Genomic DNA, 25611 nt, shown 5'->3' with positions numbered 1-25611 from the left:
TGCTACATGCCTAAAAATCCTTCTACACGGTCGTAGGTTTTATTGATGAAACGAGGAGCGAGGATGTGAAAACCAAAGAAAATCCGGAAGGAATAACCATCCAATTCTTCATGCACTTGACCGGTACCCTGTTCTTGTATTTCGTGCAGGTACCTGAAGTCAACACCACTGAAGATCTTTTTTGAATTGTATCCCAATCCAATGATGCCTTTTGACCTAAAGTTGAACGAACGATAGGAAGATTCCACAATGTCGCCATTGACAGGTGTTTGGAGTTCCGTAAAGCGAAAACCGGTTCCTGTGATCAGGCCCACGTTGAGGTACCACTTTCTTTTAAGTACCCAGGTATAATAATAGGCGACATCAACCAGCAATTGAAGGTTATTTGATTTTTGTCCTGTAGGGATTCTATTATCAATGATGGAGTAGTTCCAACTTATTCCAGAGGCAAATGACCCTGAACTCTTTAGTTGCTGAGCCATTTGGACATTAAAAGCGGTATAGGAGAAGTTAGGATTGAATTTGTAGTAGTGTGTTCCGCGATAGGTGGTATAATTCAATTCAGGGAATTGAATATAAGGCGTTTCATCTTTGACAAAATCAGGAACATAGTCCGCCGAATTATCTAAATAAAATCCGGATGCCGTGTTCCATTTGAAATGGTTGATGAGCTTAGACGTATTGAATGAGAAGCCAAAACCGTTGATGTTGGTTTCACCCTTAAGGTCATCGTCTTGGTTTTGTCCTAGAGGTGGTTTAAAGGATAGAAAGACTGATAGCGCCCGATAGTCTATACCGATCTTATTGTAATAGCTGAAATTGGGACGGATGTCATAAAAGAAATTATCACCTTCCAGACTAAAGGTTTCAAAATCAGTTTCAAGGTCTGCGGATAAATTGAAATAGTCGTCCAGATTGATGAAATACACCGTACTGTCCTTAGCAGGTACTGTTTGTGCTGTCAGATTGAGTGCTGCAGTGATGCCCCACATGGCCAAAGCCATCTGATGAACGTATCTGCCCGTTAACTTCCTGATGAGTTGAGGAAGAAGACCTAACAACCTATTACTTGCTTTCAATTCATGCTTATTTACTTGAAAGCCGGAATGCCTGTTATTTCCGCACCCAAAATCAAGAGGTGAATGTCATGCGTGCCTTCATAAGTGACCACAGACTCCAAGTTTGCCATGTGACGCATCATCGAATATTCCTGCGTGATTCCCATGCCGCCGTGCATTTGCCGTGCTTCGCGTGCGATGTTCAGCGCCACTTCAACGGCATTTCTTTTGGCCATTGAGATTTGTGCGGTGGTCGCTTTTCCTTCATTAAAGAGTTGCCCCAATCTGAAATTTAAGAGCTGAGACTTGGTGATCTCTGTGAGCATTTCAGCCAATTTTTTCTGTTGCAACTGGAAAGAGGCAATGGGTTTGTCGAATTGTTCTCTTTCGAGTGTGTATCTACGAGCAGATTCATAGCAGTCCATGGCGGCTCCAATAGCACCCCATGCAATGCCATAGCGTGCCGAATCGAGACACATCATCGGCGCACCTAAACCACTTTTGTTTGGTAATAGATTTTCTTTAGGGACTTTTACATTATCGAAGACCAATTCACCGGTAGCACTAGCCCTTAATGACCATTTGCCGTGGGTTTCAGGGGTTGAGAACCCTTCCATGCCTCGTTCAACGATCAACCCATGAATTCTTCCTTCTTCGTTTTTCGCCCATACGACAGCGATATCCGCATGAGGCGCATTCGAGATCCACATTTTGGCACCATTCAATAAGTAATGGTCGCCCATGTCTTTAAAATTGGTGGTCATGCCAGAAGGATTAGACCCATGATCCGGCTCTGTCAAGCCGAAACAACCCAGCATATCACCTGAAGCTAATTTTGGGAGGTATTTATTTCGCTGTTCCTCGTTTCCAAATTTGTAGATCGGGTACATCACCAATGAACCCTGGACGGAAGCGGTTGAACGCATGCCGGAATCACCACGCTCAATCTCCTGCATGATCAGGCCATAAGCAATGTAATCCATACCACCGCAGCCATATTCAGCTGGTAGCTGAGGGCCAAATGCTCCTATTTCACCAAATTTCTTCACAATGTCCGTTGGGAAATACGCATGCTCAGCCCAACTTTCGATGTATGGAGAAATCTCTTTCTTGACAAAATCACGTACGGCTCCACGAACCATTTTATGTTCTTCGGTCAGTAGGGCATCCATGCCATAAAAGTCAGGATGATCGAAGTTGTCTTGTTTAGAGGATTTTTGAATGAGAGAAGCCTTGTTGTTACTCATGGGTGATTTGTTTTCCGAATGATTTGTACTCAAATTTGCAACCACTTTTTAATCTGTGCAAACGTATGAACAAGTCTAATATAGACCAAAAGATACTCGAGAAGATTGAGCAATTAGCAGAAAAGTATGATGCCATGGGGCAAGACTTGGAGTCGTATTTGGACGGCTTGCTGCACTCAGACTTTTTAAAATACTGGGATTACATTAACCTTGACTCACTTCTTGGGCTTCAGCAGCCAAAAACAGGGTTCCCTGACGAAATGATCTTCATTATTTACCACCAGATCACTGAGCTTTACTTTAAGCTGATTCGATGGGAAATGAAGCAAGTGCATGAAGGAGTTCATCCCAATGCTGGTGAATTCACCATGCGTGTCAAGCGCATCAACAATTACTTTGCGCATCTCTGTCATTCTTTTGTGATCATGACGGAGGGGATGGAAAGAGAGCAGTTTTTGCAGTTCAGAATGGCCTTGTTACCGTCCTCAGGCTTTCAGTCTGGGCAATACCGCATGATTGAGATTGGTTGCACAAGCCTGCATAACTTGATCAACTCCGAGCTGCGCAAAAACGTATCAAAGGATGCTTCTTTGACCGAACTATACGAAAATATCTATTGGAAAACGGGAGCTACGGAACTCAGTTCAGGCAAAAAAACCTTGACACTCGAGCATTTCGAAAAGAAATACACCAACGATTTTTTGCACCTTGCCAAAGACACCGAACAAAGTAATTTTTACCAACTGTTTTTGACGCATTACCAAAATGGGGATAATGAAGAACTGGTAACGGAATTACGAAAACTCGACCTATTGGCAAATGTTGATTGGCCCTTGGCGCATTATCGCTCTGCCGTTAAATACTTGCAAAAAGACCCGGTCGATATAGCGGCAACTGGGGGAACGAATTGGCAGAAATACTTGCCGCCACGTTTTCAAAAAGTGATCTTCTTTCCAGAATTATGGAAAAAAGAGGAGCAAGAAACATGGGGTAAGCATTGGGTCCTCGATCAATTAGGAAGTAAGCACTAGAAATATCAGGTGAATCTCAACGGTTTTGACCACCTTTGAGTATAGTAAGAATACATGGAGAAAAGCATCAATTTAGTGCTCAAGCCAGAGGAGGCGTTCGACGAATCTGTTTTTGAGGAGGTAGTTAAGAAAAAGTCGGGGATGAACCGGCCAGAGGTACAGGTTAGGGCCCTTAAGCGATCCATTGATGCGCGAACAAAACAGGTCAAGGTGAACATTCAGGCACTGCTTTCGGATACAGCGCTTCCGCCAAAGATCTCCTACTCCAAAGACTACCCAAACGTAACGCATGCTGACCCAGTGGTGATCGTGGGTTTTGGGCCTGCAGGTATGTTTGCTGCCTTGAGGTGTATTGAGTTGGGTTACAAACCCATCATCCTAGAGCGAGGAAGTGACGTTCAAAAAAGGAGAAGAGATCTCGCTGCAATCAACAAAGACCATGTGGTCAATCCAGAATCAAATTACTGCTTTGGAGAGGGAGGTGCAGGCACTTATTCGGATGGAAAGCTCTATACCCGTTCTAAAAAGAGAGGAGACATCCTAAAGTCGCTAGAGATCCTTGTGGCGCATGGTGCTACAGATGAGATTCTCGTGGATGCTCATCCTCATATTGGTACCAATAAGTTACCAAAAGTTGTCCAAGAAATTCGTGAATCAGTGCTTGGCGCAGGCGGCGAAATTCACTTCGATACGAAGGTCGCTGATTTCATTATCCAAGAAGGTGAGATGAAAGGGGTCGTCTTAACCGATGGTTCTCAAGTTGAGGGAATTGGTGTGATCTTGGCCACAGGACATTCAGCACGTGACGTTTTTGCCTTGCTCGCGAAGCAATCGGTGCTCATTGAAGCCAAACCCTTCGCTCTAGGCGTACGCATTGAACATCCTCAGCAGCTGATCGATCAGATTCAATACCATTGTGCTGTTGATCGCGGACCATGGTTACCAGCATCGAGTTATGCATTGGTTCATCAAACGTATTTCGAAGGAAAGCAACGAGGAGTCTTTAGCTTCTGTATGTGTCCGGGTGGGTTTATTGTTCCTGCCGCCACCTCACCAGGTGAAATAGTGGTTAACGGGATGAGCCCTTCCAGAAGAGATTCTAAGTATGCGAATTCAGGCATTGTCACCGCTATTGAGTTAGAGGATCTCGGCGCTTACGAAAGTCATGGGGTGCTCGCTGGTCTGGCTTTTCAACAGGAAATTGAACAACGTGCTTGTCAACTTGCTGGGGGGAATCAAACTGCGCCGGCACAACGCATGGGAGACTTTATCAACAAACGAGTCTCAAGTACTCTACCAGACACCTCTTACCAGCCAGGACTCCATAGCATGGACATGAGAGAAATTCTCCCTGAATCCGTAGCCTACCGTCTAGACAAGGCCTTTAGGGCCTTTGGCAAAACAATGAAGGGGTACCTGACCAACGAAGCACAATTGGTAGGAGTAGAGAGCAGAACATCATCTCCAGTTCGAATTCTTCGCGATAAAGAAAGTTGTGAACACGTGCAGCTCAAACGGTTTTATCCGGCTGGCGAAGGTGCAGGTTATGCCGGAGGCATTTTATCTGCAGCCATGGACGGTGAAAAATGCGCAGATGCGTTGATCAAGGCCTATGGAAAGCAGCCTAGTCTTGCATAGCCTTTACGGCTTGCTTTAATCCTTCGATAATTTCCTTTTCTTCATTGCCATTTGCCAGGCGTTCTGCTTTAGCTAGGTAGGTGGAGGCATTATTGAAGTCACGAAGCAGGCCACAGGCATAACCTGCCAGCGCTTGTGATTGAAAATTCTGATCGTCTATTGAAATGCTTTGCTGCAGAAGATCTAGGGCGTGTTCGTGCATCTGTTCATTCTGAAAGTTATTGATGACCTCTAGTGCTTCTCGAATCAACCAATCCTTTTTGTCGATAGAAAGTAAGTGGTTATTGATGTAGGCATTGTTCTCGAAAATGTAGTTGTCAAACTCTTCCCGTTGCCCATAATACATGGATTTGGTGATGTAGGCCATTTCGGCCTGATCGTTTATGGGTGTGAATTCAGGCAATACATTAGTGATCAGTTGATTCAAAAGATCCAAAGCACCATAGCGAATGGCAAGCTCCAAGTTGTCGTTGTAGACGGCTTTCATGTAGTCTTCAAACTCCGAACGACCATGTGTGTCGATCATCAACGCTTTATTTTCCAGAATGTACTGAAAGGATGCTGAGGAGAGTTGATTCTCAAATCGTGAGACCAACCATAAGGTCTCAATACTCAAGTAGTCGGCTGGAACCAAGTTGGCAATGTATTCTTTCGCCACAACAGCCGCTTCTTCATAATTTGTTTTTTCCAGAATCCCGATCAAGGCAAGTTTTTCTTCTTTTGTGAGGTTGCCATTTGCGTAGGAAGATTCTAATTCGGGTAATAAGGCCCAACTTTCTTGGGATTGACTTGCGTAAGCCATGAGTGTAGGCACCGGAATAAAGCCATTGATTTCTTCAAAGACACCTTCATTAGTGGTCAGGAAAAGGAGAGTGGGGTAACCGTCAATGCCGTACTGTCTTGCCTTGGTGTAGCCAAATTCTGTCTCGGCATCGAACTTTACATTGATGAAATTCGATTCGAAATAGGTGATCAATTCCGAGTCTGTATACACTTCCTTGTCCAGTTTTTTACAATAAGCGCACCAATCGGTATAGACATCAACAAAAACTAGTTTACCCTCGCTTTTGGCTTGCTCGAATACCTCATTCCATTGGGCCACACTCTCCACTTCAATAAACCTAATGGAGTTGACGTCATTGGCGAAGCTCCCGTTGAACGTTAGAATGAAAAATAAGAGTAGGGTTATTTGTTTCATGTATTTGCTCTGCCAGAAAAACGCGAATTCGTTCTATTCCGTATTTTGTTGACAAAAATAGTGATCTTATCGTTCCAAAAAGGTTAAAATAGGTAAATGAAAAAGACCGTCATTGTTGGTGCCGTACCAAAACCTTATCGCTATGCATATCAGGCAGCAGAAATGCTCAACTCAAGAGCGATTGATTTTATTCCGTTAGGAATTCAGGAAGGGGAGATCTTGGGAAAGGAGATTTTGAATATAAAGGACCAACCCAAGATCGATCACGTAGACACGATCACACTTTACATCAATGCCGAAAGACAAAAAACGTGTATGGATTACTTGCTTTCCTTGAATGCAAGGAGGATTATCTTTAATCCAGGAGCTGAGAATCAAGAACTTAAAAAGCAGGCAGAAGCCAAGGGTATAGAATGCCTGGAAGCATGCACTTTAGTTATGCTTTCGGTAGGGAATTACTGATCAAATTTCTTTATATTCGTGCGTTGTTTTAGGGCGATGCACAACCCACTTGACCTGTTTCTAGCAAGTCATTCATCGCTTCAGAATTTTTGTTGTTTGAATTACGTATGAGCCAAGACAAAGAGAAGAATCAAGGCAGCTATGGCGCCGACAATATCACAGTTTTAGAAGGATTAGAGGCAGTAAGGAAACGACCTGCCATGTACATTGGAGATGTTGGGGTGAAAGGCCTCCATCACATGATCTGGGAGGTAGTCGATAACTCTATTGACGAAGCCTTGGCTGGTCACTGTGATACCATTTCTGTCACCATAGAGAAAGACAATTCCATTACCGTAGAAGACAATGGTCGTGGTATACCTACTGCCATGCATACCAAAGAAAATCGCTCTGCTTTAGAGGTAGTGATGACCGTTTTGCACGCCGGTGGAAAATTTGATAAGGATACCTATAAGGTTTCAGGTGGTTTGCACGGTGTTGGTGTGTCGTGTGTGAACGCATTATCGTCCATGCTTCATGTAACAGTAAAAAGAGAAGGAAAAGTATTTGAACAAGAGTATTCTCGAGGAGCGCCGAAGTACCCTGTAAAAGAAATTGGGAAATCAGAAGAGACTGGAACCAAAGTTCACTTTTTGCCAGACACTGACATTTTTACTGTGAGTGAATACAGATACGAAACAGTTGCGGGTCGATTAAGAGAGTTGGCTTATCTGAATGCAGGTATTACCATTAAGTTGACGGATCGACGTGAGCAGGATGAAAATGGCAACGATTTGTCCGAAGACTTTCATTCTGAAGGAGGTTTGGTTGAGTTTGTTGAATACCTAGATGATTCCAGGGAGACATTGATCGATAAAACCATTTTTGTTGAAGGCGAAAAGAATGGTGTACCTGTTCAAGTTGCGATGAGCTACAATACGTCTTACGCTGAGCATGTGGTGAGTTATGTGAACAACATCAACACCATTGAAGGCGGAACCCATGTGTCAGGTTTTAGAAGGGCACTAACCAGAACTTTAAAATCCTATGCTGAGCGATCTGGTCAATTGGATAAGGTGAAAATTGAGGTTTCCGGCGATGACTTTAGAGAAGGGCTTACGGCAGTAATCTCCGTAAAGGTAGCTGAGCCGCAGTTCGAAGGCCAAACCAAGACCAAACTCGGTAATTCAGAAGTTACAGGCGCGGTTGAAACTGCAGTTGGTGAAGTTTTGAATACCTATTTGGAAGAGAATCCGAAAAATGCCAAGCAGATCGTACAGAAGGTTATCCTCGCTGCCCAGGCACGTCATGCCGCTCGCAAAGCGCGCGAAATGGTGCAAAGAAAGAATGTGCTGTCAGGAACCGGTCTTCCCGGTAAACTAGCCGATTGCTCCTCTAAAGATCCGATGGAATGTGAACTCTATCTCGTAGAGGGTGATTCGGCAGGAGGATCCGCTAAACAGGGAAGGGATCGGAATTTCCAAGCAATCCTTCCGTTAAGAGGGAAAATCTTGAACGTAGAGAAGGCGCAAGAGCATAAGATCTATGATAATGATGAGATCAAGAACATGATCACCGCCTTGGGTGTGACCTTTGGTACGGAGGACGATGACAAAGCCCTCAACATGACGAAGTTGCGTTATCACAAGATCGTGATCATGACAGATGCGGACGTTGACGGAAGTCACATCCGTACTTTGATTCTGACCTTCTTCTTCCGTTATATGAGACCGCTGATCGATCAAGGATATTTGTACATCGCTCAGCCACCACTTTATTTATTAAAGAAAGGAAAGGATCAACGCTATTGCTGGAACGAGACCCAGCGTGCTCAGCTTATTCAAGAAATGGCCAAAGATGGCAAGGAAGATTCAGTGAATATTCAGCGCTATAAAGGACTTGGAGAAATGAATCCCGAACAACTTTGGGAAACGACCATGAATCCAGAATCGAGAAGTATGAAAAGAGTCAGTGTAGAATCAGCTGCTGAGGCAGATCATTTGTTCTCTATGCTGATGGGTGATGAGGTAGCTCCAAGAAGAGAATTCATTGAGCGTAATGCCAAGTACGCCAAAGTGGATATTTAAGACCTACGGGTTACAATTTTAGAAGGGGCTTTTGCCCCTTTTTTATTTCCCTAAGATGAGCTTGCTTTGGGGTCTTTGCTTTTGGTAAAGCATGTGGATGATGCCATCTTTGAGTCCTACGTCTGGAACGGTAATTTCTGCGGCGTTCGCCGACTCCATGGCATGGGCATATAATTTAGCCGCAGGCACGATGACATCGGCACGATCAGGATTCAGGTCAAGCTGATAAATACGTTCATCGATGCTTAATCGATCGATCATCTGTTGGGTTTTGTAAAGCTGCTCTAATGAGAGAACGCGTTGTCCGGCATCAGTAGATAACTCATAAAGCTTGGCAATATTTCCGCCTGTACCTACCGCTTTTATGGGGCTACTCTGATCAATATGCTTTTGAATCCATTCAAACATATCTCTGAGTTTTTCACCTGAATTTTTAAGCTCTAGTCCTCTAACTGAGCCAAGCTTATAGGAGGTGGAATGGTTGACTTTGCCGTCTTGAATAATATTGAGCTCAGTACTTCCGCCTCCAACATCGATATGTAAGAATTGGCCAACGTCCAATTGACCAATCACCACAGAATTGATGAGTCGAGCTTCCTCCTCACCACTGATCAAATGGATCTTTAGGTCGTATAATTGATGTACTTCTTTAATGATACTTCGACCGTTTTCGCTTTCCCGAAGGGCAGAGGTAGCACAGGCATAATAGGCATCTACTTCATATAGGTCAATGAGGAGTTTAAAGGCGTTCATTAAGCGATAGAACTTCTTCTTGTTCTTTACCTTGATTTTCCCTTCAGTAAATACATCATGTCCCAAGCGTAGGGGGAACCTGACATATTCTACCTTCTTGAAGCGGTCAATGCCTTGATAACTCACCACACGGTAAACGAGAAAGCGAATGGCATTTGAGCCGATGTCTATTGCTGCTAATATCAAATCGATGGAATTTAGTCTTTAATAAGGTCTTAAGCAATGTTACTTGGTGTGTCGCGATGTTAAAAATTTACCGTTGGATTAAGACTTTAATTCATTTATGCACATCTTTGCACTGCTTATCAAGAAAGGCGGAGGGACTAGGCCCTTAGATGCCTTAGCAACCTGGGTGGGACCAGGTGCTAATTCCTAGCTCCGAGCTATCGGAGAAAAGATGAGAATGAAACCCTTTCCACTTTCTCGATAGGCCATAGATTGATCATATGGCAGTTAACATAGAAGATTTACTAAAAGAACGAGTGCTTGTTCTTGATGGGGCCATGGGCACCATGATTCAACGACATACACTGGAAGAAGAGGACTTCAGGGGAGATAGGTTTCAGGACCATCACAAGCCCCTGAAAGGCAATAACGATCTGTTGTCGATTACTCGTCCAGATATTATCAAAGATATTCATGAGCAATACTTTGCTGCGGGCGCTGATATTGTAGAAACCAACACGTTTAGTGGTACGACGATCGCTCAGGCGGATTATGATCTCCAAAAGGCGGTTTATGACATCAATTTTGAGTCGGCCAGAATAGCCAAAGAAGTCGCTATCGCGTTTACGGAAATAGAACCTGAGAAACCTCGGTTCGTAGCAGGTTCAATGGGGCCTACCAATAGAACAGCCTCACTTTCTCCTGATGTGAACGACCCAGGCTATCGCGCAGTTACCTTTGACGATTTAGTTGAAGCCTACAAACAGCAAACCATTGCCTTGATCGAAGGTGGCGTAGACCTTTTATTAGTTGAAACCGTTTTTGATACCTTGAATGCAAAGGCAGCCTTGTTTGCGATCGAATTGGCCTTCGATGAAAAACAGTTAAGGATGCCAATCATGGTTTCAGGAACAATTACCGACGCGAGCGGGAGAACCCTTTCCGGTCAAACCACGGAAGCCTTCTTGATATCTGTTTCACACATGCCCATTATGTCTATTGGATTGAATTGTGCATTGGGAGCCGAGCAATTAAGACCTTATTTAAAAACGCTTGCGGAAAAAGCACCTTTCTACACCAGTGCTCACCCCAATGCAGGCTTGCCTAATGAGTTTGGCGAATACGATCAAACACCAGAAGAAATGGCCACCCAAATCGAGAGTTTTTTAAATGATGGGTTCTTGAATATTGTAGGTGGCTGCTGTGGAACGACACCCGAACACATCAAGAAGATCGCCGAAGCAGCAGCTAAGATCAATCCAAGAAAAATTAATCAAGAGGAGGTAATCAATGAGTAAGCAGGAGGTTAGACTAAGGCTTTCCGGATTGGAGCCATTAATTGTGACACCTGAGATTCCATTTGTCAATGTGGGAGAGCGAACCAATGTGACCGGTTCGAAGCGTTTTGCTCGATTGATCAAAGAGGAACAGTATGAAGAGGCCTTAGAGGTGGCTCGCAATCAAGTTGAAGGCGGTGCGCAAATTCTTGACGTCAACATGGACGAAGGGATGCTCGATGGCAAAGAAGCCATGGTGAAGTTTCTTAACCTCATTGCGGCGGAACCAGACATTGCGCGGATTCCGATTATGATCGATTCCTCGAAATGGGAGATCATTGAGGCCGGATTGAAGTGTATTCAAGGAAAAGGGGTAGTGAATTCTATTTCCTTAAAGGAAGGCGATGAGATTTTTATAGAACAAGCTACCAAGGTCAAACGATATGGTGCTGCTGTGATTGTCATGGCTTTTGATGAGAAAGGACAAGCCGATTCGTATGAACGCAGAATTGAGATCTGTGAGCGCTCGTATCGTATTCTAGTGGATAAAGTGAAGTTTCCTAAGGAGGATATCATTTTCGATCCGAATATTTTCCCTGTTGCCACGGGTATTGAAGAACACAATAACAATGCGCTAGACTTTTTTAGAGCTACGAAATGGATAAGGGAGAACCTTCCGGGCGCACACGTAAGCGGAGGTGTGAGTAACGTATCGTTTTCGTTTCGTGGGAATAATCCGGTACGTGAGGCGATGCATTCTGCTTTTCTATACCACGCCATCAAGAATGGAATGGACATGGGAATCGTTAACCCGACCATGCTGGAGGTCTATGATGATATTCCAAAAGAGCTTTTGGAGCGTGTTGAGGATGTCTTGTTGAACCGAAGAGACGACTCAACCGAGAGACTTTTAGATTTTGCAGAAACCTACAAAGCATCAGGTAAGATTCAGTTAAAGGATGATGCCTGGAGAAAAGGTCCGGTAGAGAAGCGATTGGAGCATGCTTTGGTGAAGGGAATCATTGAGTTCATAGAAGAAGACACTGAAGAAGCTCGGCAGCAGCATGAGAAACCGCTTCATGTCATAGAAGGGCCTCTCATGGATGGCATGAACGTGGTGGGAGATCTTTTCGGAAGCGGTAAGATGTTCTTGCCTCAAGTGGTGAAAAGTGCTCGGGTAATGAAGAAGGCTGTCGCCTATTTATTTCCTTACTTAGAAGCTGAGAAAGCAGCCAATCAAGACACAAGCTCCGCCGCAAAGATTTTGATGGCAACAGTAAAAGGTGACGTACACGATATCGGTAAGAACATCGTAGGTGTAGTTTTGGCCTGTAATAATTTTGATATCGTTGATCTGGGAGTGATGGTGCCTGCCGAGAAAATTTTAGATGCGGCAGTAGAACATCAAGTGGATGCCATCGGATTGAGTGGTTTAATTACTCCTTCTTTGGACGAAATGGTCAATGTTGCGAAGGAAATGGAGCGTAGAGGCTTGAAGATTCCATTGATGATCGGTGGTGCAACAACCTCTAGAATTCATACGGCGGTAAAGATAGACCCGGAGTATTCAGGTGCAGTAATTCATGTGTTAGATGCCTCCAAGTCTGTACCTGTAGCAGGGGAGTTGATCGGCAAAGACAGCTATGAGGATATTTTCTTACGTACAAAGAACGAATACATCCAATTACGCGAAGACCACGCCAATAGAAAACAGACAAAAGCATTCATCCCATATCAAAAAGCACTTGAAAATCGACTTCAAGTAAATTGGGAAGAGAAGGACTTCGTGAAACCAAGTTTTATTGGCAATAAGGTCTTTAATGCCTATTCAATAGAAGAGATTGCCAAATACATTGACTGGACGCCCTTCTTCAATACCTGGATGCTGAAAGGTAAATACCCACAGATTTTGATGCATGATGTAGTTGGCGAGGAAGCACAAAAGCTCTTCAATGATGCGCAACAAATGCTCAGGGAGGTAGTAGAGGGTGATTTGCTCTATGCGAATGGGGTTGTGGGGCTTTATCCAGCAAATTCGGATGGAGACGACTTGATCATCTACGAAGACGAAGATCGAAATGAGATCAAAACGGTCTTCCACATGCTGAGGCAGCAAGGGAAGAAAGGAAGCGGGTTACCTAACCTTTCCTTAGCAGACTTTGTGGCTCCCGTAAGCTCCGGAAAGCCTGATTATGTTGGTGCTTTTGCCGTCACAGCGGGAATCGGTATTGAATCGATGATCGAGAAGTTCGAGAAAGACCATGACGACTATAACAGCATCATGTTAAAGGCAGTTGCTGATCGATTGGCAGAAGCTTTTGCCGAATTGATGCATGAAAAGATTAGAAAAGAGCTGTGGGGATATGCCAAGGACGAGGCGTTCGATAACGATAGCTTGATCAAAGAAAAGTACCAAGGCATTCGTCCGGCACCAGGATACCCGGCATGTCCTGACCATACGGAGAAAGAAACACTCTTCAATTTGTTAGAAGCCGAAAAACACACCGGAATCAGTTTGACTGAATCATTTGCTATGTATCCGGCTTCTTCTGTTTCTGGTTTTTACTTCATGCACGAAGAAGCGAAATACTTCGGTTTGGGTAAGATTGAAAAAGACCAAGTTGAAAATTACGCGAATAGAAAAGGGCAAAGCCTGAACGAGGCAGAAAAATGGTTAGCGCCTAACCTAAGTTATGACATTTAGTTCCCAAAATAGTTGAACCCCAATCGAGACGACAGAAGATCATGAAAGTCACCGAACATATTAAAGCAGCAAAAGGAAAAACCTTATTCAGCTTTGAAATATTGCCACCAGTGAAGGGAGAGAGCGTGCAAAATATTTTTAATGCGATTGATCCTTTGATGGAATTTAAGCCGCCCTTCATCGATGTTACTTACCATCGAGAAGAATATATCTATAAGAAGCGGGAGAATGGTCTTTTAGAGCGGGTAACCACAAGAAAGAGACCGGGTACTGTTGGTATTTGTGCGGCTATAATGAACAAGTACCATGTGGATCCGGTACCGCATATCATCTGTGGAGGATTTAACAAAGAAGAGACGGAGAATGCCTTGATCGACCTCGATTTCCTCGGTGTTGACAACATTTTGGTGCTCAGAGGTGATGCCATCAAATCGGAAGGACGCTTTGAAGCTGATCCAGAGGGTCATTCTTACGCAACAGAGTTAATGGGCCAGGTCAATGAGCTCAATAATGGCATCTACCTGCATGATGAGGTGACACGACACCCAACAAACTTTTCCATGGGAGTTGCAGGCTATCCAGAAAAGCATTTTGAGGCACCTTCGCTTAACTCAGACATGAAATACCTGAAGCAAAAGGTGGATTTGGGTGCCGATTATATTGTGACTCAAATGTTTTTCGACAATCAGAAGTACTTTGACTTTGTGGAGAAATGTCGTGCAATGGACATCAATGTTCCCATTATACCAGGATTAAAGCCGATTACCACGCTAAAACATATGACCATCCTGCCGAGTATTTTCCATGTTGATTTACCTGATGAATTGGTGGAAGCGCTGGAGAAATGCAAGTCGAACGACGATGTAAGAGAGGTTGGAGTAGAATGGGCCATCCACCAATCAAAAGAATTGATGGAGAATGGTGCTCCTGTATTGCACTATTACACAATGAGTAAATCTAAGATCGTAAAACGAGTCGCTGAAGCGCTTTTTTAAATGAGCTGAAGTCAATACAGAAGCCCTGAGTTCTTTGCAGCGCTCAGGGCTTTTTTTAATACTTTTTCATGCTCTTCATATTCATTTCATTGCTGTAGAACTTCCAAGTTGTTTTGAAGTCTTTGTTGAGTTTTTGGTCAGTCAGCAGTGCGCGCACCATTTCTACAGGCATTGCATTCTCTCTCATGACGGCGTCATGAAATTCTTTGTAGGTCATTTTGCCGCTGTCGACAAGTTCTCTTTTAAGCGCATAGAATTGTTGCCCACCGACCATATAGGCGATCTGATAGAGAGGACCGTAATTTCCGGTAAACGATCGTCTCACTTCCGCTTCGGCGTTCGCTCGTTCAAAACCAACCCGCTCTACCAAAAAGTCAATGCACTCCTGGGGAGTCCAATTACCAAGGTGGTAGTTGAGAGAGAAAATGATCCTTGCACATCGGTGCATTCTCCAGAATAACATACCGATTCTGTCTTCTGCAGATCGCGGAAAGTCAAGATCCCAAAGCAACAGTTCCCAATAAAGAGCCCAACCTTCTGTCCAAAAGGGTGTACCAAAAAAGCGATAATCCTTGTATCGGTTATTCATAAAACGCTGCAAATGGTGCCCAGCGATCAGTTCATGGTGAACGGTTGATCTGGAAAAATGCGGATTATTTCCGCGCATGCTCATAAGTTTATCCTCATGCTCCATACCATCGGTGGGATAGGAGATCTGTAGAACCTCTCCACCTAAAAAGAAGGGGCTGATCAATTGTCTTTCTGGTGAGATCATCGTCATACGCCAGGTTTCTTCGGCAATGGGTGGGATGGAGATCAGATCGTTGTCTTTAAGAAACTGAACAGATTGATCGTACAGTTCCAGCATGGCTTCTGGCTGTTGCCCTGGTGGAACAAAGGACATTTTTACTTTTTCTTGTGCTGTCCTCCAATCGTCACCGAAACCCATTTCATTTGATGCTTTTAGGAGTTCTTCATCGCACCAAGCAAATTCTTTCATGGCCAAGTCGATCAGTTCTTCAGGAGAATAGGGGATCATTTCATTTTCCAGTTGCCGAATGAGTTCAACCCGTCCGATCGGATTTCCAATGATACCGCTGCCATCATCTTCCGGTTGTGTGGCCCGATCGACCTTTGATCTGATCAGGCGAGCGTATTGATCAAGCGCTTCATCCAACTTTTGATAGGGTTTTGTGACCCACCAGCTAAAGCTAGGGTCATACCCATTATAGAATTCGTAAACAATTTGTAAGGCCTGTCTGTGCCCTCTGATAATGCCATATGCTCGATCGGTAAGGTTTTTTGGAAAACGGTGATCTCCTGAATTTAATTCATCACTAAGTGCATTGAGCCGTTCCAATAGCTCATTCAATTGTGCTGCGGTAGCTTCGGAATCGAGTTGCTTTCCACGTCTTCTCAGCTTCTCTATTTCGTAAATGGGTGTGGCAAACCCCACCCATTTACTCATTGATTCATATTCTTGCTTTTCTTGTTGAAGTTGGTAAAGGTTATCGTTGATGTACTGTTTGGTTAAAATATAATCGACTTGACCCGCTTTAGAGAGTTGGTTGAAATTGAGCGATTCAAGTCGTTTCAAATAGTTAGTGAAAAAGGTTTCCATTCTTTCCCTTCGTTCCGGAGAATTGCGGATGGCGTAAAATCTAGCCAGACTACCGTAATCAGCACGTAATTGTGTGGCCAGCTCATAAAGCTCGCTTACTTGTGCTTGTGTCGGAGTTAGTTGAAAAGCGGAAATGCTTTGTTGGGTCAAACATAAAGTCAGGATTATGCAAAGTCTTTTCATGCTGAAGAATGATTTTTATTCAATTTATAAGCTATTCTGAACTTTTAACGCAAAATTTGATGGACGAACACAATCATTGAAGGTTGGTCGGTTTTTATGAAACCTTCAGTTTTTTGGTGTGTTTTACTGTTGAATTTGAAATACTTAAAACGGAAAGAATATGAAAAAGCATGTTATTGTTGTTCTACTCGTTGCACTGGTTAGTGCTTGTGGAGGAAATAAAGGGGCTAATGAGCAGGTAACCATTGAAGAGGAGGTGAATATTAAAGGTGAAATGGTCACTTATTCTTCTCCAACTACGGAAATGAAGGGTTACATCGCGTATGATGATGCGCAAGAAGGCAAAAGGCCAGGCATCATTGTTGTGCATGAATGGTGGGGACATAATGAGTATACCCGTGAGCGCGCAGACATGCTAGCCGAATTGGGTTATGTGGCTTTGGCCGTAGATATGTATGGAGACGGAAAGCAAGCCATGCATCCAGAAGATGCGGGTAAGTTCTCAAGCATGGTGATGTCGAACATCGATGAAACAAAAGCGCGATTTGATGCTGCGCTGGCAACACTTAAGAATAATCCTTATGTCGATCAGGAACAAATTGCAGCGATCGGTTATTGCTTTGGAGGAAGCGTGGTCTTGTCAATGGCAAATGCTGGCTACGATTTGGATGCCGCAGTGGCATTTCATTCAGGCGTTCAATTGCCCGTGCCTCCATCAGAGAATATAAAAGCCAAAATCCTAGTAGCCAATGGCGCTGACGACCCTTTTGTTTCACCCGAGTCCGTAGTGGCCTACAAAAAGAGCATGGATGAGGTAGGTGCTGATTATACCTACATTGATTATCCAGGGGCCGTTCACGCGTTTACGTCCAAAGGGGCTGACGCGCTGGGAGAAAAATTTGATTTACCATTGAAGTACAACGAGTCCGCGGACAAAGCTTCATGGGAAGAAATGAAAAAGCTATTCAATAATGTTTTTAACTAAGAAAAAGAGGCGAGAGCCTCTTTTTTTATGCCTTTAATTGTTTTAGCGCCTCAACAAATTGATCCAGTTCTTCCATTGACGTGTACACATTAGGAGTGATCCTGCAACCTTTGATAGGACCTCTGTCAATAGCAACTGTCCAGATCTTATATTCTTCTAACAACCTCTTCGACATGTCGGCAGGTTTCATGCCCTTGATACCAACATTGGCGATAGCGCACGAACGTTTGGGGTCGGTAGGGGTGTTTAACACCACATGGTCTAGCTCTTTCACTTGATTAACCCAGTAATTCTGTAAGTACCTTAACCGTTCTTCTTTTCTTCTAGGACCGAGAACCTTATAGTAATCGATTGCATCTAAGATGGTCAAGTCGGTTGAGCAGGGGTGTGTGCCGATATGATTCAAACGCCTAATATCTCCAGCTCTTGTCTCGCCCTCAGCCATCAGGGGCCAAATTTTATCAATCTTATCCTGTTTTACATATAGTAAACCCGCTCCCAGAGGTACGCTGAGCCATTTGTGTAAACTGCATCCGTAATAATCACAGTTGAGCTCTTGAAGCGAGAACTCAAAATGACCAACAGCATGTGCTCCATCGACCATGACCTCAACTCCTTTGCGGTGTGCCATCTCACAAATTTTTTGAACGGGTAGAATATGGCCCGTGATATTGATGATATGGCAGATCATCAACAGCTTTGTGTTGGGTGTTAAAGCATTTTCATAGGCTTCAACCACTTCTTCGTCGGTTGACGGATTCATCGGCACGTCGATCGTATTGGCTTTAATGCCAAAACGCTTTTCGGCCATTTTGAATTGATTCAACATGGCCCCATAGTCCTGATTGGCCATTAAAGCCTCGTCACCCGGTTGCCATGGATAACCACCAATGATCAGGTCGAGCGATTCGGTCGTATTCCGTGTAATGCATATTTCTTTTGCAGAGGCGTCCAAGACCTGAGCAAGTGCCTCGGTGACCTTCTTCTTGTTTTCCCACTGAACAGTTCGCATGTAGTAGGAGGCCTCCTTGTTCAGCATTCGAATATGTTCGATCTGACGCTCTAAGGTGGGCTGTGGAGTCATGCAGTAATAACCTCCTTCAAGATTGATGTAATCTTCTTTTAATAGATAATCTTGCCGAATTTTTGCCCAAAAGTCTTCATTTGAATGGGTGAGGGGTTGATTTTTTTCTGAAGTTTCAATGAGGTTTTCCAATTGGCTCAGAAAGGGGAAAGTACCAAAAGAGCCTAATGCAGCTGTTTTTAAGAAGTCACGTTTATTCATTGGAGGAGCTTTTCTTCAAAGTAAAAAGATAAAGGCTTAGTTCAAATAGAAGCTGTCACCAAAGAAACAATTCACCGAAAAGCCTGTTCTTCAAATTGTGTCAGAGCCACTTCCATACTTATCTGCCAAGAGTTCTGTTGAGGAACGCATTGTTTATTTACTCAACGACAGAGATAGAAAGGCGATTACCCTCATTTTTGATAACTATGGGTCGCTATTGCTAAATATCATTAAGCGAGTAATTAATGACCCCATGATGGCAGAAGAGGTTTTGCAGAAAGTATTGCTCAAGATCTGGAGGAATGCGGACGCCTATGACCATGCCAAAGGGTCACTTTTTACCTGGTTAGTAAGCATCAGCAGAAATGCGGCAATAGACCAAACACGGACGAAAGATTTTAGACTAACCAAAGAATCTGAAAGGAGTCTTGAGCTCGTATCTATTTATAACAAATCTGATGAAAACGATGAGCTTGAAAAAATGTACGTCAAGCAGTTGTTGAATCAGTTACCGAATGTGCAGAAGAAATTAATCGATCTTTCTTATTTTGGCGGTTACACACATCAAGAGATCGCTCAGAAGCTTAATATGCCACTTGGGACTGTCAAGACAAGGATCAGGTTAGCCATAAAACATTTAAGGTCAGTAGTTTAGTGAATACAAGGGAATACATAGAGTCAGGAATTCTTGAGGCTTATTGGGCAGGGGAATTAACTAGTGAGGGGATGCAAGAAGTGGATCGAATGGCCGAATTGCATCCAATCATTAAGGCGGAGTTAGATGACATTCGGAAAGCGGTTCAAGAATTCGCTAAACTGACTAATCAAGCACCGAACGCAAGTGTTTTAGCGCAGGCAGCACAAAAAATTAATGAATCTGATAAGGATCGCTTCATTGAAAGCCTGGAAGACGAACAAAAGGAAGTTGTGTTGAAGCGAGTCAATGTGGTGCCCGTATGGAGTATTGCAGCGAGTATCTTACTGGTGGTTAGCGCGGGCTTTAACTTTTTATTCTTCATAGAATTTAAAAAGGCAAAAGATCAGGTAAACGAGCTACGGGCTAACATGGAGTCACTAAAGCAGGATCAAATGATCTTGGCTGAGCGGACGAAAGATCAGCAGGTGAATCTCGAATATGCCAACCTGAGGATAGCACATTTTTTGAATAAGGAAAATGTGCATGTCCGAATGGATGGATTACCGATCTCTCCAGACGCTTATGCCAATGTCTTTTGGAACACGAAGAGCAATGCAGTATTCATAAGTGTGGACAATCTACCTGAGCCTCCTCATGGGCATCAGTATCAGCTTTGGGCAATCAAGCCAGGTCAAGCACCTATTGATGCAGGCGTGTTTGATTACAACCAACGGGTCCAAGAACTAAAGGTGATCAAAGGAGATGTTGCCGCATTTGCCGTTACACTCGAAAAAGAAGGTGGTAGTCCAATTGCCACAGTGGAAAAGACCTTTGTTAAAGGATTTTTGAAAAAAAGTTAAACAGCAAAAATCCAAACAGATCTTAGCGGTCGTATCTAGGATAGTTGTAACTCAAAAAAACTATCCAAAAAATGAAAAATCTTTTCAAAGTATGTTTAAGCATTGCCTTGGCAATGTTCGTAAATCTATCAGTTAATGCACAGTCGAAAGACATCGTAGGTCTTGCTGCTGGCAACGAAAACCTTTCCACCTTAGTGGCTGCCGTAAAAGCAGGAGGGCTGGTTGAAACATTGCAAGGTAAAGGACCATTTACTGTATTTGCACCAACAAATGAAGCCTTTGCAGCCCTACCGGCTGGTACTCTCGAAATGCTATTGAAGCCAGAGAATAAGGATAAGTTGGTGGCCATTTTGACCTATCACGTAGTGGCAGGTAAAGTGATGTCATCAGATTTATCAAATGGTCAGATGGCGAAAACAGTGCAAGGCGAAAACGTGAAAGTGGCCATTTCTTACGGCAATGTAACGATCAGTGGTGCAAAAGTAGTTGCTGCAAATGTGATGGCATCAAATGGTGTTGTGCATGTGATCGACAAAGTGATATTGCCGCCTAACATGCAATAATAGTGTTTTGATTTTGGTTGTTGAAACCCTCGACTTCTCTGAGATGAAGTTGGGGGTTTTTTGTTAGTGGCATTTTTAATCCGAAGATAGAGTAGTAAGATTGTATTGTGAAGATCATTGAATGTCCAAGAGATGCCATGCAGGGGTTGCATGACTTTATTCCAACGAAAGTAAAGATAGCGTACATCAATCAACTGTTAAAAGTTGGTTTTGATACGATTGATTTTGGGAGTTTCGTTTCTCCCAAGGCAATTCCCCAATTGCGGGACACCGCTGAAGTGTTGGCCGCATTGGATCTTGATAAATCCAATTCGAAGCTACTGGCGATAGTTGCTAACAAAAGAGGAGCAGAGGAAGCCGTCGCGTATGAGGAGATCAATTACTTGGGTTTTCCATTGAGTATTTCTGAAGAGTTCCAAAAGAGGAACACCAACAAGTCAATTGCAGACGCCATGAGTGTGGTCAGCGATATACAAGAGATGGTCACAGCGAAGGGAAAAGAGCAGGTGGTCTACATATCTATGGGCTTTGGTAACCCTTACGGAGAGGCATTTAATGATGAGATCGTTGCCGAATTCGTGGATCGCTTAGTTGGACTAGGAATCAAAACTATTAGTTTAGCTGACACAATAGGAGTAGCTGAACCAGAGATAATTAAGAAGATTTTTAATACTAGCATAACTGCTTATCCAACTACGGAAATTGGAGCACATTTCCATTCTACACCCGACAAAGCAATGGAAAAAATTGAAGCGGCGTACCAGGTCGGATGCAGGCGGTTCGATGCAGCAATTAAGGGCTTCGGTGGGTGCCCCATGGCCAAAGATGACTTGACCGGTAACTTGGCTACGGAAACGCTACTGGCTTACTTAGATTCCATTAATGAAAAAACATCCTTAGATCGTCAGGCATTTGCTGAGTCCATGCACAAAAGTTTGAACGTTTTTCCTCAAGGCTAGATCAATGAAGCATTTATTGTCATTTCTTTTATTCATTTCAATTGTTCGTCATGGCATTTCACAAGACATTCCGCTTAATCATTCTAGCCAGGACCTCGGGTTAAAACAAAGGAGCGATCGCTTGATGGATGCCAGTCCAAAAGACGTAGGGATTGATTCTGCACTTTTACATTTGAATATCGATCGTATCATGAGGCAGGCCCTTGACTCGGCTGCTTTTCCTGGTGCTGTTGTACTTTTGGCGAAAGATGGAAAGGTGTTTTTCGAGAAAGCCTACGGTTATCACACCTATGCAGCTGAAAACAGCGTAGATGCCACAGATATCTACGATTTAGCGTCTGTCACCAAAACAACGGCTGCGACCCTGGCCTTAATGAAACTCTACGAAAACGGTCAGTTTGATTTGGAAAAGACGATGGGAGACTATTGGCCGAAAATTGCAAAGAGAGGCAAGGATGACTTGGTCATGCGTGATGTGCTTGCGCATCAAGCGGGTTTAAAGGCATGGATTCCGTATTGGAGCGAATCACAAAGAAGGAATGGAAAGTATCGTTGGAATACGGTGAAGTCTGATTCGAGCAGGCGCTTCCCCTATAAATTATCAGATGCAGGACTCTGGATGCACAAGGATTTTAAGGAAAAAAAGATCTACCGCATGATCAAGCGGACAAAGGTTAGTGATGAGAAGAAATACCTGTATTCAGGACTTGCTTTTTATTTGATTCCTGAGTTCGTGGAGCGCACAACGGGACAGCCGTTTGATGTGTACTTGGCCAAAGAATTCTACAGCCCGCTAGGCGCGAGAACCCTTGGCTTTAATGCGGGTGAGAAGTTTCCTTTAGACCGCATCGTCCCCACCGAGGAAGATACTTTTTTCAGAATGCAAACCCTACACGGTGTCGTTCATGATGAAGGAGCAGCCATGATGCTTGGGGTTTCTGGAAATGCAGGTTTATTCGCCAATGCGCGAGATCTGGCTAAAGTCTACCAGATGTTATTGAATGACGGGGTTTACGGAGGGCGTCGGTATTTAAGTCCAGAGACAATTGCGGAATTTACGCGAGTGCAGTTTCCTGAAAATGACAATAGGAGAGGCCTGGGGTTTGACAAACCATTATTGACCTATGATGAATGGTTGAGTAGTGTGGCTCGTGAAGCATCGCCGGCTAGTTTTGGGCATAGTGGCTACACGGGTACCTTGGTATGGGCAGACCCTGAAAACGACTTGCTTTTTATTTTCCTCTCCAACCGTGTTCATCCAACAAGAAACAATAGTGAGATCTATACCTTAGGTGTAAGACCGGCTATCCATAATGCTGTTTATGAGTTGCTTAAAGCAGGGAGAGGTACTTACTCGATAGGTTATCGGGAAGAAAATTAAACAACCTTGAATTCCTTTCCGGGCAGGGGTTTGATCAAGCCTTTGAACTCTAATTGCAAGAGCAGTCCAGCAAGATCGGTATGCGTGAATTGAGTTTGATAAGCTAATTCGTCGATATGCAGTTGGTGGTGGTTTTTTATCAGTACTTCCATGACGCGTTTTTCCATTCCTTTGAGCGAGGCGAGCTCAGTAAACAACTCTTGCTGGCGGTTCTCTCGAGCAAGGTCCCAATTCAATTCTCTGACCACGTCATCGAAACTAGTGTAAATGGCACCTTTCATGTTTCTTATCAATAGATTGCAGCCCTCAGAGCTTTTTTTCGCCAATTCACCGGGTACAGCAAATACGGGTCTGTCGTAACTATGCGCAATGTTCGCCGTGATCAGCGCGCCCCCTGTTTTAGCAGCCTCAACAACAATAACGGCATCTGATAAGGCTGCAATGATCCGGTTGCGGGCTGGGAAATGGCGTGGATCGGCCTTGACTCCCACAGGATACTCACTGATCAGCCCACCGTTGTGGACAAGTTGGCGCGCGATATGCCGGTGCGTAGAAGGGTATACGGTGTCTAACCCACAAGCCAATACTGCAATAGTAGGTAGAGACTGCTTGAGCGCTTCCTCATGTGCTTTGACATCAATGCCAAAGGCCAGGCCTGAAATGATCGTAGGCTGACTTGGTAGGGCTTCTGCGACAATGGTAGAGGTGGTCTGCAGTCCATAGCGCGTAGCCCGCCTAGTGCCCACAATTCCGATGCTCTTTTTGGGATTGAGCTCTATGTTCCCTTTGCTATAAAGCACAATGGGTGCATCATTCACCTCCTTTAGTCTTTTGGGGTAGGTCTCATCTGTGAAGTAATGAATTCGGATTCCGCTTTTCGCGCTATTTTGAATGATCTGTTCAGCTTGTTTTTCTACCTGATTGGCATGCAAGGATTCACTTAATTTTGGACCAATGCCGGGTAGCTTGGCGAGTTTGGTCTTGGGGGTTTTGAAGATCTCTTCTGCCGATCCGAAATGCTTGATCAATTGCCTTGCGGCAACAGGTCCGATTTTAGGAATTAAACTAAGGGAGAGGAGGTAGTGCTGTGTTGTTGTCATGGAAGATTACGTTTCATCTCCTCTAGAAATGAACGTATCTTCTTCAGTGAGTTTACCATTTCGGCTTTATCGTCAATACTTCCCTTACTGTGTTTTATGTGCTCTTGTGCACCACTTAAGGTGAAGCCTTTTTCTTTGACCAGATGATAAACCAACTTAAGTTTCTTGAGGTCTTCTTGTGTGAATTTACGGTTGCCTTTGGCATTCTTTTTTGGGCGAATGAAATCGAATTGAGATTCCCAAAAACGAATCAAAGATGTGGCCACACCCAGCTCCTTGGCGACCTCACCTATGGTGAAGTATTTTTTTACAATTGGCTTCTCTTTATACGGCATATCAACAAGTTAGAAAAAATATTAAAACAATTACTTTAACTATTTTTAATTCTTGCTTCAAACATTAACGATTTGAATAAGATCCTAACGATTGATTTTCAATGGACGATAACCTAAGGATCTCATCGAATTCATCAGCATTCAGGTCTTGATAAAAATAATAAACCGGGTTTCTCGCTTGCCCGTTGATGTGTACTTCGTAATGCAAGTGAGGTGCAGTAGATTTCCCCGTGTTGCCTACGTAACCAATGATTTGCCCACGTTTAACTTTCTCACCAGCTTTCACTGCAAAACGACTCATGTGACCATAGAGCGTCTCCATTCCAAAACCATGATCGATCTTAATGTTCCAGCCCAGCCCCGTTACGGACTTTCTTGTGCGTGAAATGACGCCATCTGCTGTGGCATAGATTGGTGTCCCTTGTTCAGCCGAAAAATCCGCACCGTAATGCATCTTCTTTACTTTCAAAATAGGGTCAGTTCGATAGCCAAAGCCAGAAGCAAAACGTCTTAGGTCGTCGTTCTTGATCGGTTGGATGGCTGGCATCGCTGCATAATACTCTTCTTTGCTATTGGCAAGAGCCAAGATCTCATCGTATGACTTGGTTTGGATATAAATTTTCTTTTTGACCTTATCCAACTTATTCAAATTACCAATGATGAGTTCCTTGTTCTCCAGCTTACTTTCTAACAGGTTTTTGTATTTCAATACACCGCCTGATCCAGCTTCCCGGACAGTGGTTGGAATAGGTTCTGCTTCGAAAATAGCGCGGTAGACCTTATCATCTTTCGCCTGCAATACCTCTAACATGTCTTCCATGTTGTTCAATTGAGATTCCATTAGGCCGTAATACTGGCGCAAGTCAGCATTTTCTTGTTTTAAGGCCGCTTCTTTAGGAGAGTCGAAATACTGGCTGAGAACCAGAATTATGCTAACGGCCAGAACGATCGAAAGAGAGAGAAAACCCAGTGCATTGATCACCACATCGCGTTTTTTAACTCTTACCCGTTCGTATTTACAGGTCTCGGTATCGTAGTAATATTTTATCTTACTCATTGGGAGTCCTTTTTTGAAATTCTCCTAATTTTGTCCACTTGTTAGCATCGA

22 protein-coding genes and 1 riboswitch are annotated in these 25611 nt (G+C 43.7%); of the genes, 13 read left to right on the top strand and 9 right to left on the bottom strand.

Going from position 1 to position 25611, the window contains the following annotated elements; genetic code table 11:
• Positions 1–2: 2 nt before the first annotated feature.
• Both AC2D6U_RS05850 and AC2D6U_RS05845 read right to left on the bottom strand, forming a co-directional pair.
• The gene (locus tag AC2D6U_RS05850; RefSeq protein ID WP_484720012.1) at positions 3–1079 is read right to left on the bottom strand and encodes a DUF4421 family protein; all 1077 of its coding nucleotides are present in this window, start codon (positions 1077–1079) and stop codon (positions 3–5) included.
• A gap of 11 nt (positions 1080–1090) precedes the next feature.
• The gene (locus AC2D6U_RS05845; protein ID WP_484720011.1) at positions 1091–2305 is read right to left on the bottom strand and encodes an acyl-CoA dehydrogenase family protein; all 1215 of its coding nucleotides are present in this window, start codon (positions 2303–2305) and stop codon (positions 1091–1093) included.
• A 65-nt stretch (positions 2306–2370) separates the two neighbouring features.
• On the opposite strand from AC2D6U_RS05845, the gene AC2D6U_RS05840 reads away from it, so the two are divergent.
• Both AC2D6U_RS05840 and AC2D6U_RS05835 read left to right on the top strand, forming a co-directional pair.
• Positions 2371–3336 (top strand): tryptophan 2,3-dioxygenase family protein, encoded by a 966-nt coding sequence (locus AC2D6U_RS05840; RefSeq protein ID WP_484720010.1) that lies wholly within the window; start codon positions 2371–2373, stop codon positions 3334–3336.
• 54 nt (positions 3337–3390) lie between these two features.
• Positions 3391–4974, top strand: a complete 1584-nt coding sequence (locus AC2D6U_RS05835) for an NAD(P)/FAD-dependent oxidoreductase (protein ID WP_484720009.1) — start codon at positions 3391–3393, stop codon at positions 4972–4974.
• Here the strand turns inward: AC2D6U_RS05835 and AC2D6U_RS05830 are convergent.
• The gene (locus AC2D6U_RS05830) at positions 4961–6172 is read right to left on the bottom strand and encodes a thioredoxin family protein (RefSeq protein WP_484720008.1); all 1212 of its coding nucleotides are present in this window, start codon (positions 6170–6172) and stop codon (positions 4961–4963) included. The genes AC2D6U_RS05835 and AC2D6U_RS05830 overlap by 14 nt on opposite strands.
• A gap of 96 nt (positions 6173–6268) precedes the next feature.
• Between AC2D6U_RS05830 and AC2D6U_RS05825 the strand changes: the two genes are divergently transcribed.
• Both AC2D6U_RS05825 and gyrB read left to right on the top strand, forming a co-directional pair.
• Positions 6269–6634 carry a CoA-binding protein gene (locus AC2D6U_RS05825; protein ID WP_484720007.1) on the top strand — a complete coding sequence of 122 codons (366 nt, stop codon included), beginning with the start codon at positions 6269–6271 and terminating at the stop codon, positions 6632–6634.
• 107 nt (positions 6635–6741) lie between these two features.
• Positions 6742–8700, top strand: coding sequence for a DNA topoisomerase (ATP-hydrolyzing) subunit B (gene gyrB / locus AC2D6U_RS05820; protein WP_484720006.1), 1959 nt, complete (start codon positions 6742–6744; stop codon positions 8698–8700).
• 42 nt (positions 8701–8742) lie between these two features.
• On the opposite strand, the gene AC2D6U_RS05815 is transcribed toward gyrB, so the two are convergent.
• Positions 8743–9639: a Ppx/GppA phosphatase family protein gene (locus AC2D6U_RS05815; protein ID WP_484720005.1), complete on the bottom strand. Its 897-nt coding sequence runs from the start codon at positions 9637–9639 to the stop codon at positions 8743–8745.
• Between the two features lie 113 nt (positions 9640–9752).
• Positions 9753–9857, top strand: a riboswitch (SAM riboswitch).
• Positions 9858–9899: 42 nt separating this feature from the next.
• On the opposite strand from AC2D6U_RS05815, the gene AC2D6U_RS05810 reads away from it, so the two are divergent.
• Genes AC2D6U_RS05810 through metF form a run of 3 tightly spaced genes read left to right on the top strand, consistent with a single transcriptional unit; the run spans position 9900 to position 14594 of the window.
• Positions 9900–10916, top strand: coding sequence for a homocysteine S-methyltransferase family protein (locus AC2D6U_RS05810; RefSeq protein ID WP_484720004.1), 1017 nt, complete (start codon positions 9900–9902; stop codon positions 10914–10916).
• Positions 10909–13599: a methionine synthase gene (gene metH, locus AC2D6U_RS05805; protein WP_484720003.1), complete on the top strand. Its 2691-nt coding sequence runs from the start codon at positions 10909–10911 to the stop codon at positions 13597–13599. The genes AC2D6U_RS05810 and metH overlap by 8 nt, the downstream gene beginning before the upstream one ends.
• 41 nt (positions 13600–13640) lie before the next feature.
• Positions 13641–14594 (top strand): methylenetetrahydrofolate reductase [NAD(P)H], encoded by a 954-nt coding sequence (gene metF / locus AC2D6U_RS05800; RefSeq protein WP_484720002.1) that lies wholly within the window; start codon positions 13641–13643, stop codon positions 14592–14594.
• 55 nt (positions 14595–14649) lie between these two features.
• Here the strand turns inward: metF and AC2D6U_RS05795 are convergent, their stop codons facing one another.
• The gene (locus tag AC2D6U_RS05795) at positions 14650–16398 is read right to left on the bottom strand and encodes a DUF885 family protein (RefSeq protein ID WP_484720001.1); all 1749 of its coding nucleotides are present in this window, start codon (positions 16396–16398) and stop codon (positions 14650–14652) included.
• Positions 16399–16558: 160 nt separating this feature from the next.
• On the opposite strand from AC2D6U_RS05795, the gene AC2D6U_RS05790 reads away from it, so the two are divergent.
• The gene (locus AC2D6U_RS05790; RefSeq protein WP_484720000.1) at positions 16559–17383 is read left to right on the top strand and encodes a dienelactone hydrolase family protein; all 825 of its coding nucleotides are present in this window, start codon (positions 16559–16561) and stop codon (positions 17381–17383) included.
• Positions 17384–17408: 25 nt separating this feature from the next.
• Here AC2D6U_RS05790 and AC2D6U_RS05785 read toward each other — a convergent pair whose 3' ends face one another.
• Entirely contained in the window at positions 17409–18668 is a 1260-nt protein-coding gene (locus AC2D6U_RS05785) for an aminotransferase class V-fold PLP-dependent enzyme (protein ID WP_484719999.1), read from the bottom strand.
• A 97-nt stretch (positions 18669–18765) separates the two neighbouring features.
• On the opposite strand from AC2D6U_RS05785, the gene AC2D6U_RS05780 reads away from it, so the two are divergent.
• The 5 genes from AC2D6U_RS05780 to AC2D6U_RS05760 all read left to right on the top strand — a co-directional run bounded on the left by AC2D6U_RS05780 (position 18766) and on the right by AC2D6U_RS05760 (position 23068).
• The gene (locus tag AC2D6U_RS05780; protein WP_484719998.1) at positions 18766–19323 is read left to right on the top strand and encodes an RNA polymerase sigma factor; all 558 of its coding nucleotides are present in this window, start codon (positions 18766–18768) and stop codon (positions 19321–19323) included.
• The gene (locus tag AC2D6U_RS05775) at positions 19323–20165 is read left to right on the top strand and encodes an anti-sigma factor (RefSeq protein ID WP_484719997.1); all 843 of its coding nucleotides are present in this window, start codon (positions 19323–19325) and stop codon (positions 20163–20165) included. Before AC2D6U_RS05780 ends, AC2D6U_RS05775 begins: the two co-directional genes overlap by 1 nt.
• A 113-nt stretch (positions 20166–20278) precedes the next feature.
• The gene (locus tag AC2D6U_RS05770; protein ID WP_484719996.1) at positions 20279–20728 is read left to right on the top strand and encodes a fasciclin domain-containing protein; all 450 of its coding nucleotides are present in this window, start codon (positions 20279–20281) and stop codon (positions 20726–20728) included.
• 107 nt (positions 20729–20835) lie between these two features.
• Positions 20836–21687: a hydroxymethylglutaryl-CoA lyase gene (locus AC2D6U_RS05765; RefSeq protein ID WP_484719995.1), complete on the top strand. Its 852-nt coding sequence runs from the start codon at positions 20836–20838 to the stop codon at positions 21685–21687.
• Positions 21688–21691: 4 nt separating this feature from the next.
• The gene (locus tag AC2D6U_RS05760) at positions 21692–23068 is read left to right on the top strand and encodes a serine hydrolase domain-containing protein (RefSeq protein WP_484719994.1); all 1377 of its coding nucleotides are present in this window, start codon (positions 21692–21694) and stop codon (positions 23066–23068) included.
• Here the strand turns inward: AC2D6U_RS05760 and dprA are convergent.
• The 3 genes from dprA to AC2D6U_RS05745 form a co-directional block, all read right to left on the bottom strand.
• Entirely contained in the window at positions 23065–24168 is a 1104-nt protein-coding gene (gene dprA / locus AC2D6U_RS05755) for a DNA-processing protein DprA (RefSeq protein WP_484719993.1), read from the bottom strand. The genes AC2D6U_RS05760 and dprA overlap by 4 nt on opposite strands.
• Positions 24165–24503 carry a MerR family transcriptional regulator gene (locus tag AC2D6U_RS05750; RefSeq protein ID WP_484719992.1) on the bottom strand — a complete coding sequence of 113 codons (339 nt, stop codon included), beginning with the start codon at positions 24501–24503 and terminating at the stop codon, positions 24165–24167. The genes dprA and AC2D6U_RS05750 overlap by 4 nt, the downstream gene beginning before the upstream one ends.
• Positions 24504–24567: 64 nt before the next feature.
• Complete coding sequence (locus AC2D6U_RS05745; RefSeq protein WP_484719991.1) at positions 24568–25560, bottom strand: peptidoglycan DD-metalloendopeptidase family protein; 993 nt, start codon at positions 25558–25560, stop codon at positions 24568–24570.
• Between the last annotated feature and the right edge of the window lie 51 nt (positions 25561–25611).

The sequence above is a fragment of the Roseivirga sp. YIW32 genome (assembly GCF_057219245.1).
This window is presented reverse-complemented; position numbering and strand designations above follow the sequence as displayed.

Coding starts and splice junctions, on each gene's coding strand:
- AC2D6U_RS05845 (WP_484720011.1), bottom strand. CDS start 2,305: ATGAGTAACAACAAGGCTTCTCTCATTCAAAAATCCTCTAAACAAGAC.
- AC2D6U_RS05840 (WP_484720010.1), top strand. CDS start 2,371: ATGAACAAGTCTAATATAGACCAAAAGATACTCGAGAAGATTGAGCAA.
- AC2D6U_RS05835 (WP_484720009.1), top strand. CDS start 3,391: ATGGAGAAAAGCATCAATTTAGTGCTCAAGCCAGAGGAGGCGTTCGAC.
- AC2D6U_RS05830 (WP_484720008.1), bottom strand. CDS start 6,172: ATGAAACAAATAACCCTACTCTTATTTTTCATTCTAACGTTCAACGGG.
- AC2D6U_RS05825 (WP_484720007.1), top strand. CDS start 6,269: ATGAAAAAGACCGTCATTGTTGGTGCCGTACCAAAACCTTATCGCTAT.
- gyrB (WP_484720006.1), top strand. CDS start 6,742: ATGAGCCAAGACAAAGAGAAGAATCAAGGCAGCTATGGCGCCGACAAT.
- AC2D6U_RS05810 (WP_484720004.1), top strand. CDS start 9,900: ATGGCAGTTAACATAGAAGATTTACTAAAAGAACGAGTGCTTGTTCTT.
- metH (WP_484720003.1), top strand. CDS start 10,909: ATGAGTAAGCAGGAGGTTAGACTAAGGCTTTCCGGATTGGAGCCATTA.
- metF (WP_484720002.1), top strand. CDS start 13,641: ATGAAAGTCACCGAACATATTAAAGCAGCAAAAGGAAAAACCTTATTC.
- AC2D6U_RS05795 (WP_484720001.1), bottom strand. CDS start 16,398: ATGAAAAGACTTTGCATAATCCTGACTTTATGTTTGACCCAACAAAGC.
- AC2D6U_RS05790 (WP_484720000.1), top strand. CDS start 16,559: ATGAAAAAGCATGTTATTGTTGTTCTACTCGTTGCACTGGTTAGTGCT.
- AC2D6U_RS05785 (WP_484719999.1), bottom strand. CDS start 18,668: ATGAATAAACGTGACTTCTTAAAAACAGCTGCATTAGGCTCTTTTGGT.
- AC2D6U_RS05770 (WP_484719996.1), top strand. CDS start 20,279: ATGTTCGTAAATCTATCAGTTAATGCACAGTCGAAAGACATCGTAGGT.
- AC2D6U_RS05760 (WP_484719994.1), top strand. CDS start 21,692: ATGAAGCATTTATTGTCATTTCTTTTATTCATTTCAATTGTTCGTCAT.
- dprA (WP_484719993.1), bottom strand. CDS start 24,168: ATGACAACAACACAGCACTACCTCCTCTCCCTTAGTTTAATTCCTAAA.
- AC2D6U_RS05750 (WP_484719992.1), bottom strand. CDS start 24,503: ATGCCGTATAAAGAGAAGCCAATTGTAAAAAAATACTTCACCATAGGT.
- AC2D6U_RS05745 (WP_484719991.1), bottom strand. CDS start 25,560: ATGAGTAAGATAAAATATTACTACGATACCGAGACCTGTAAATACGAA.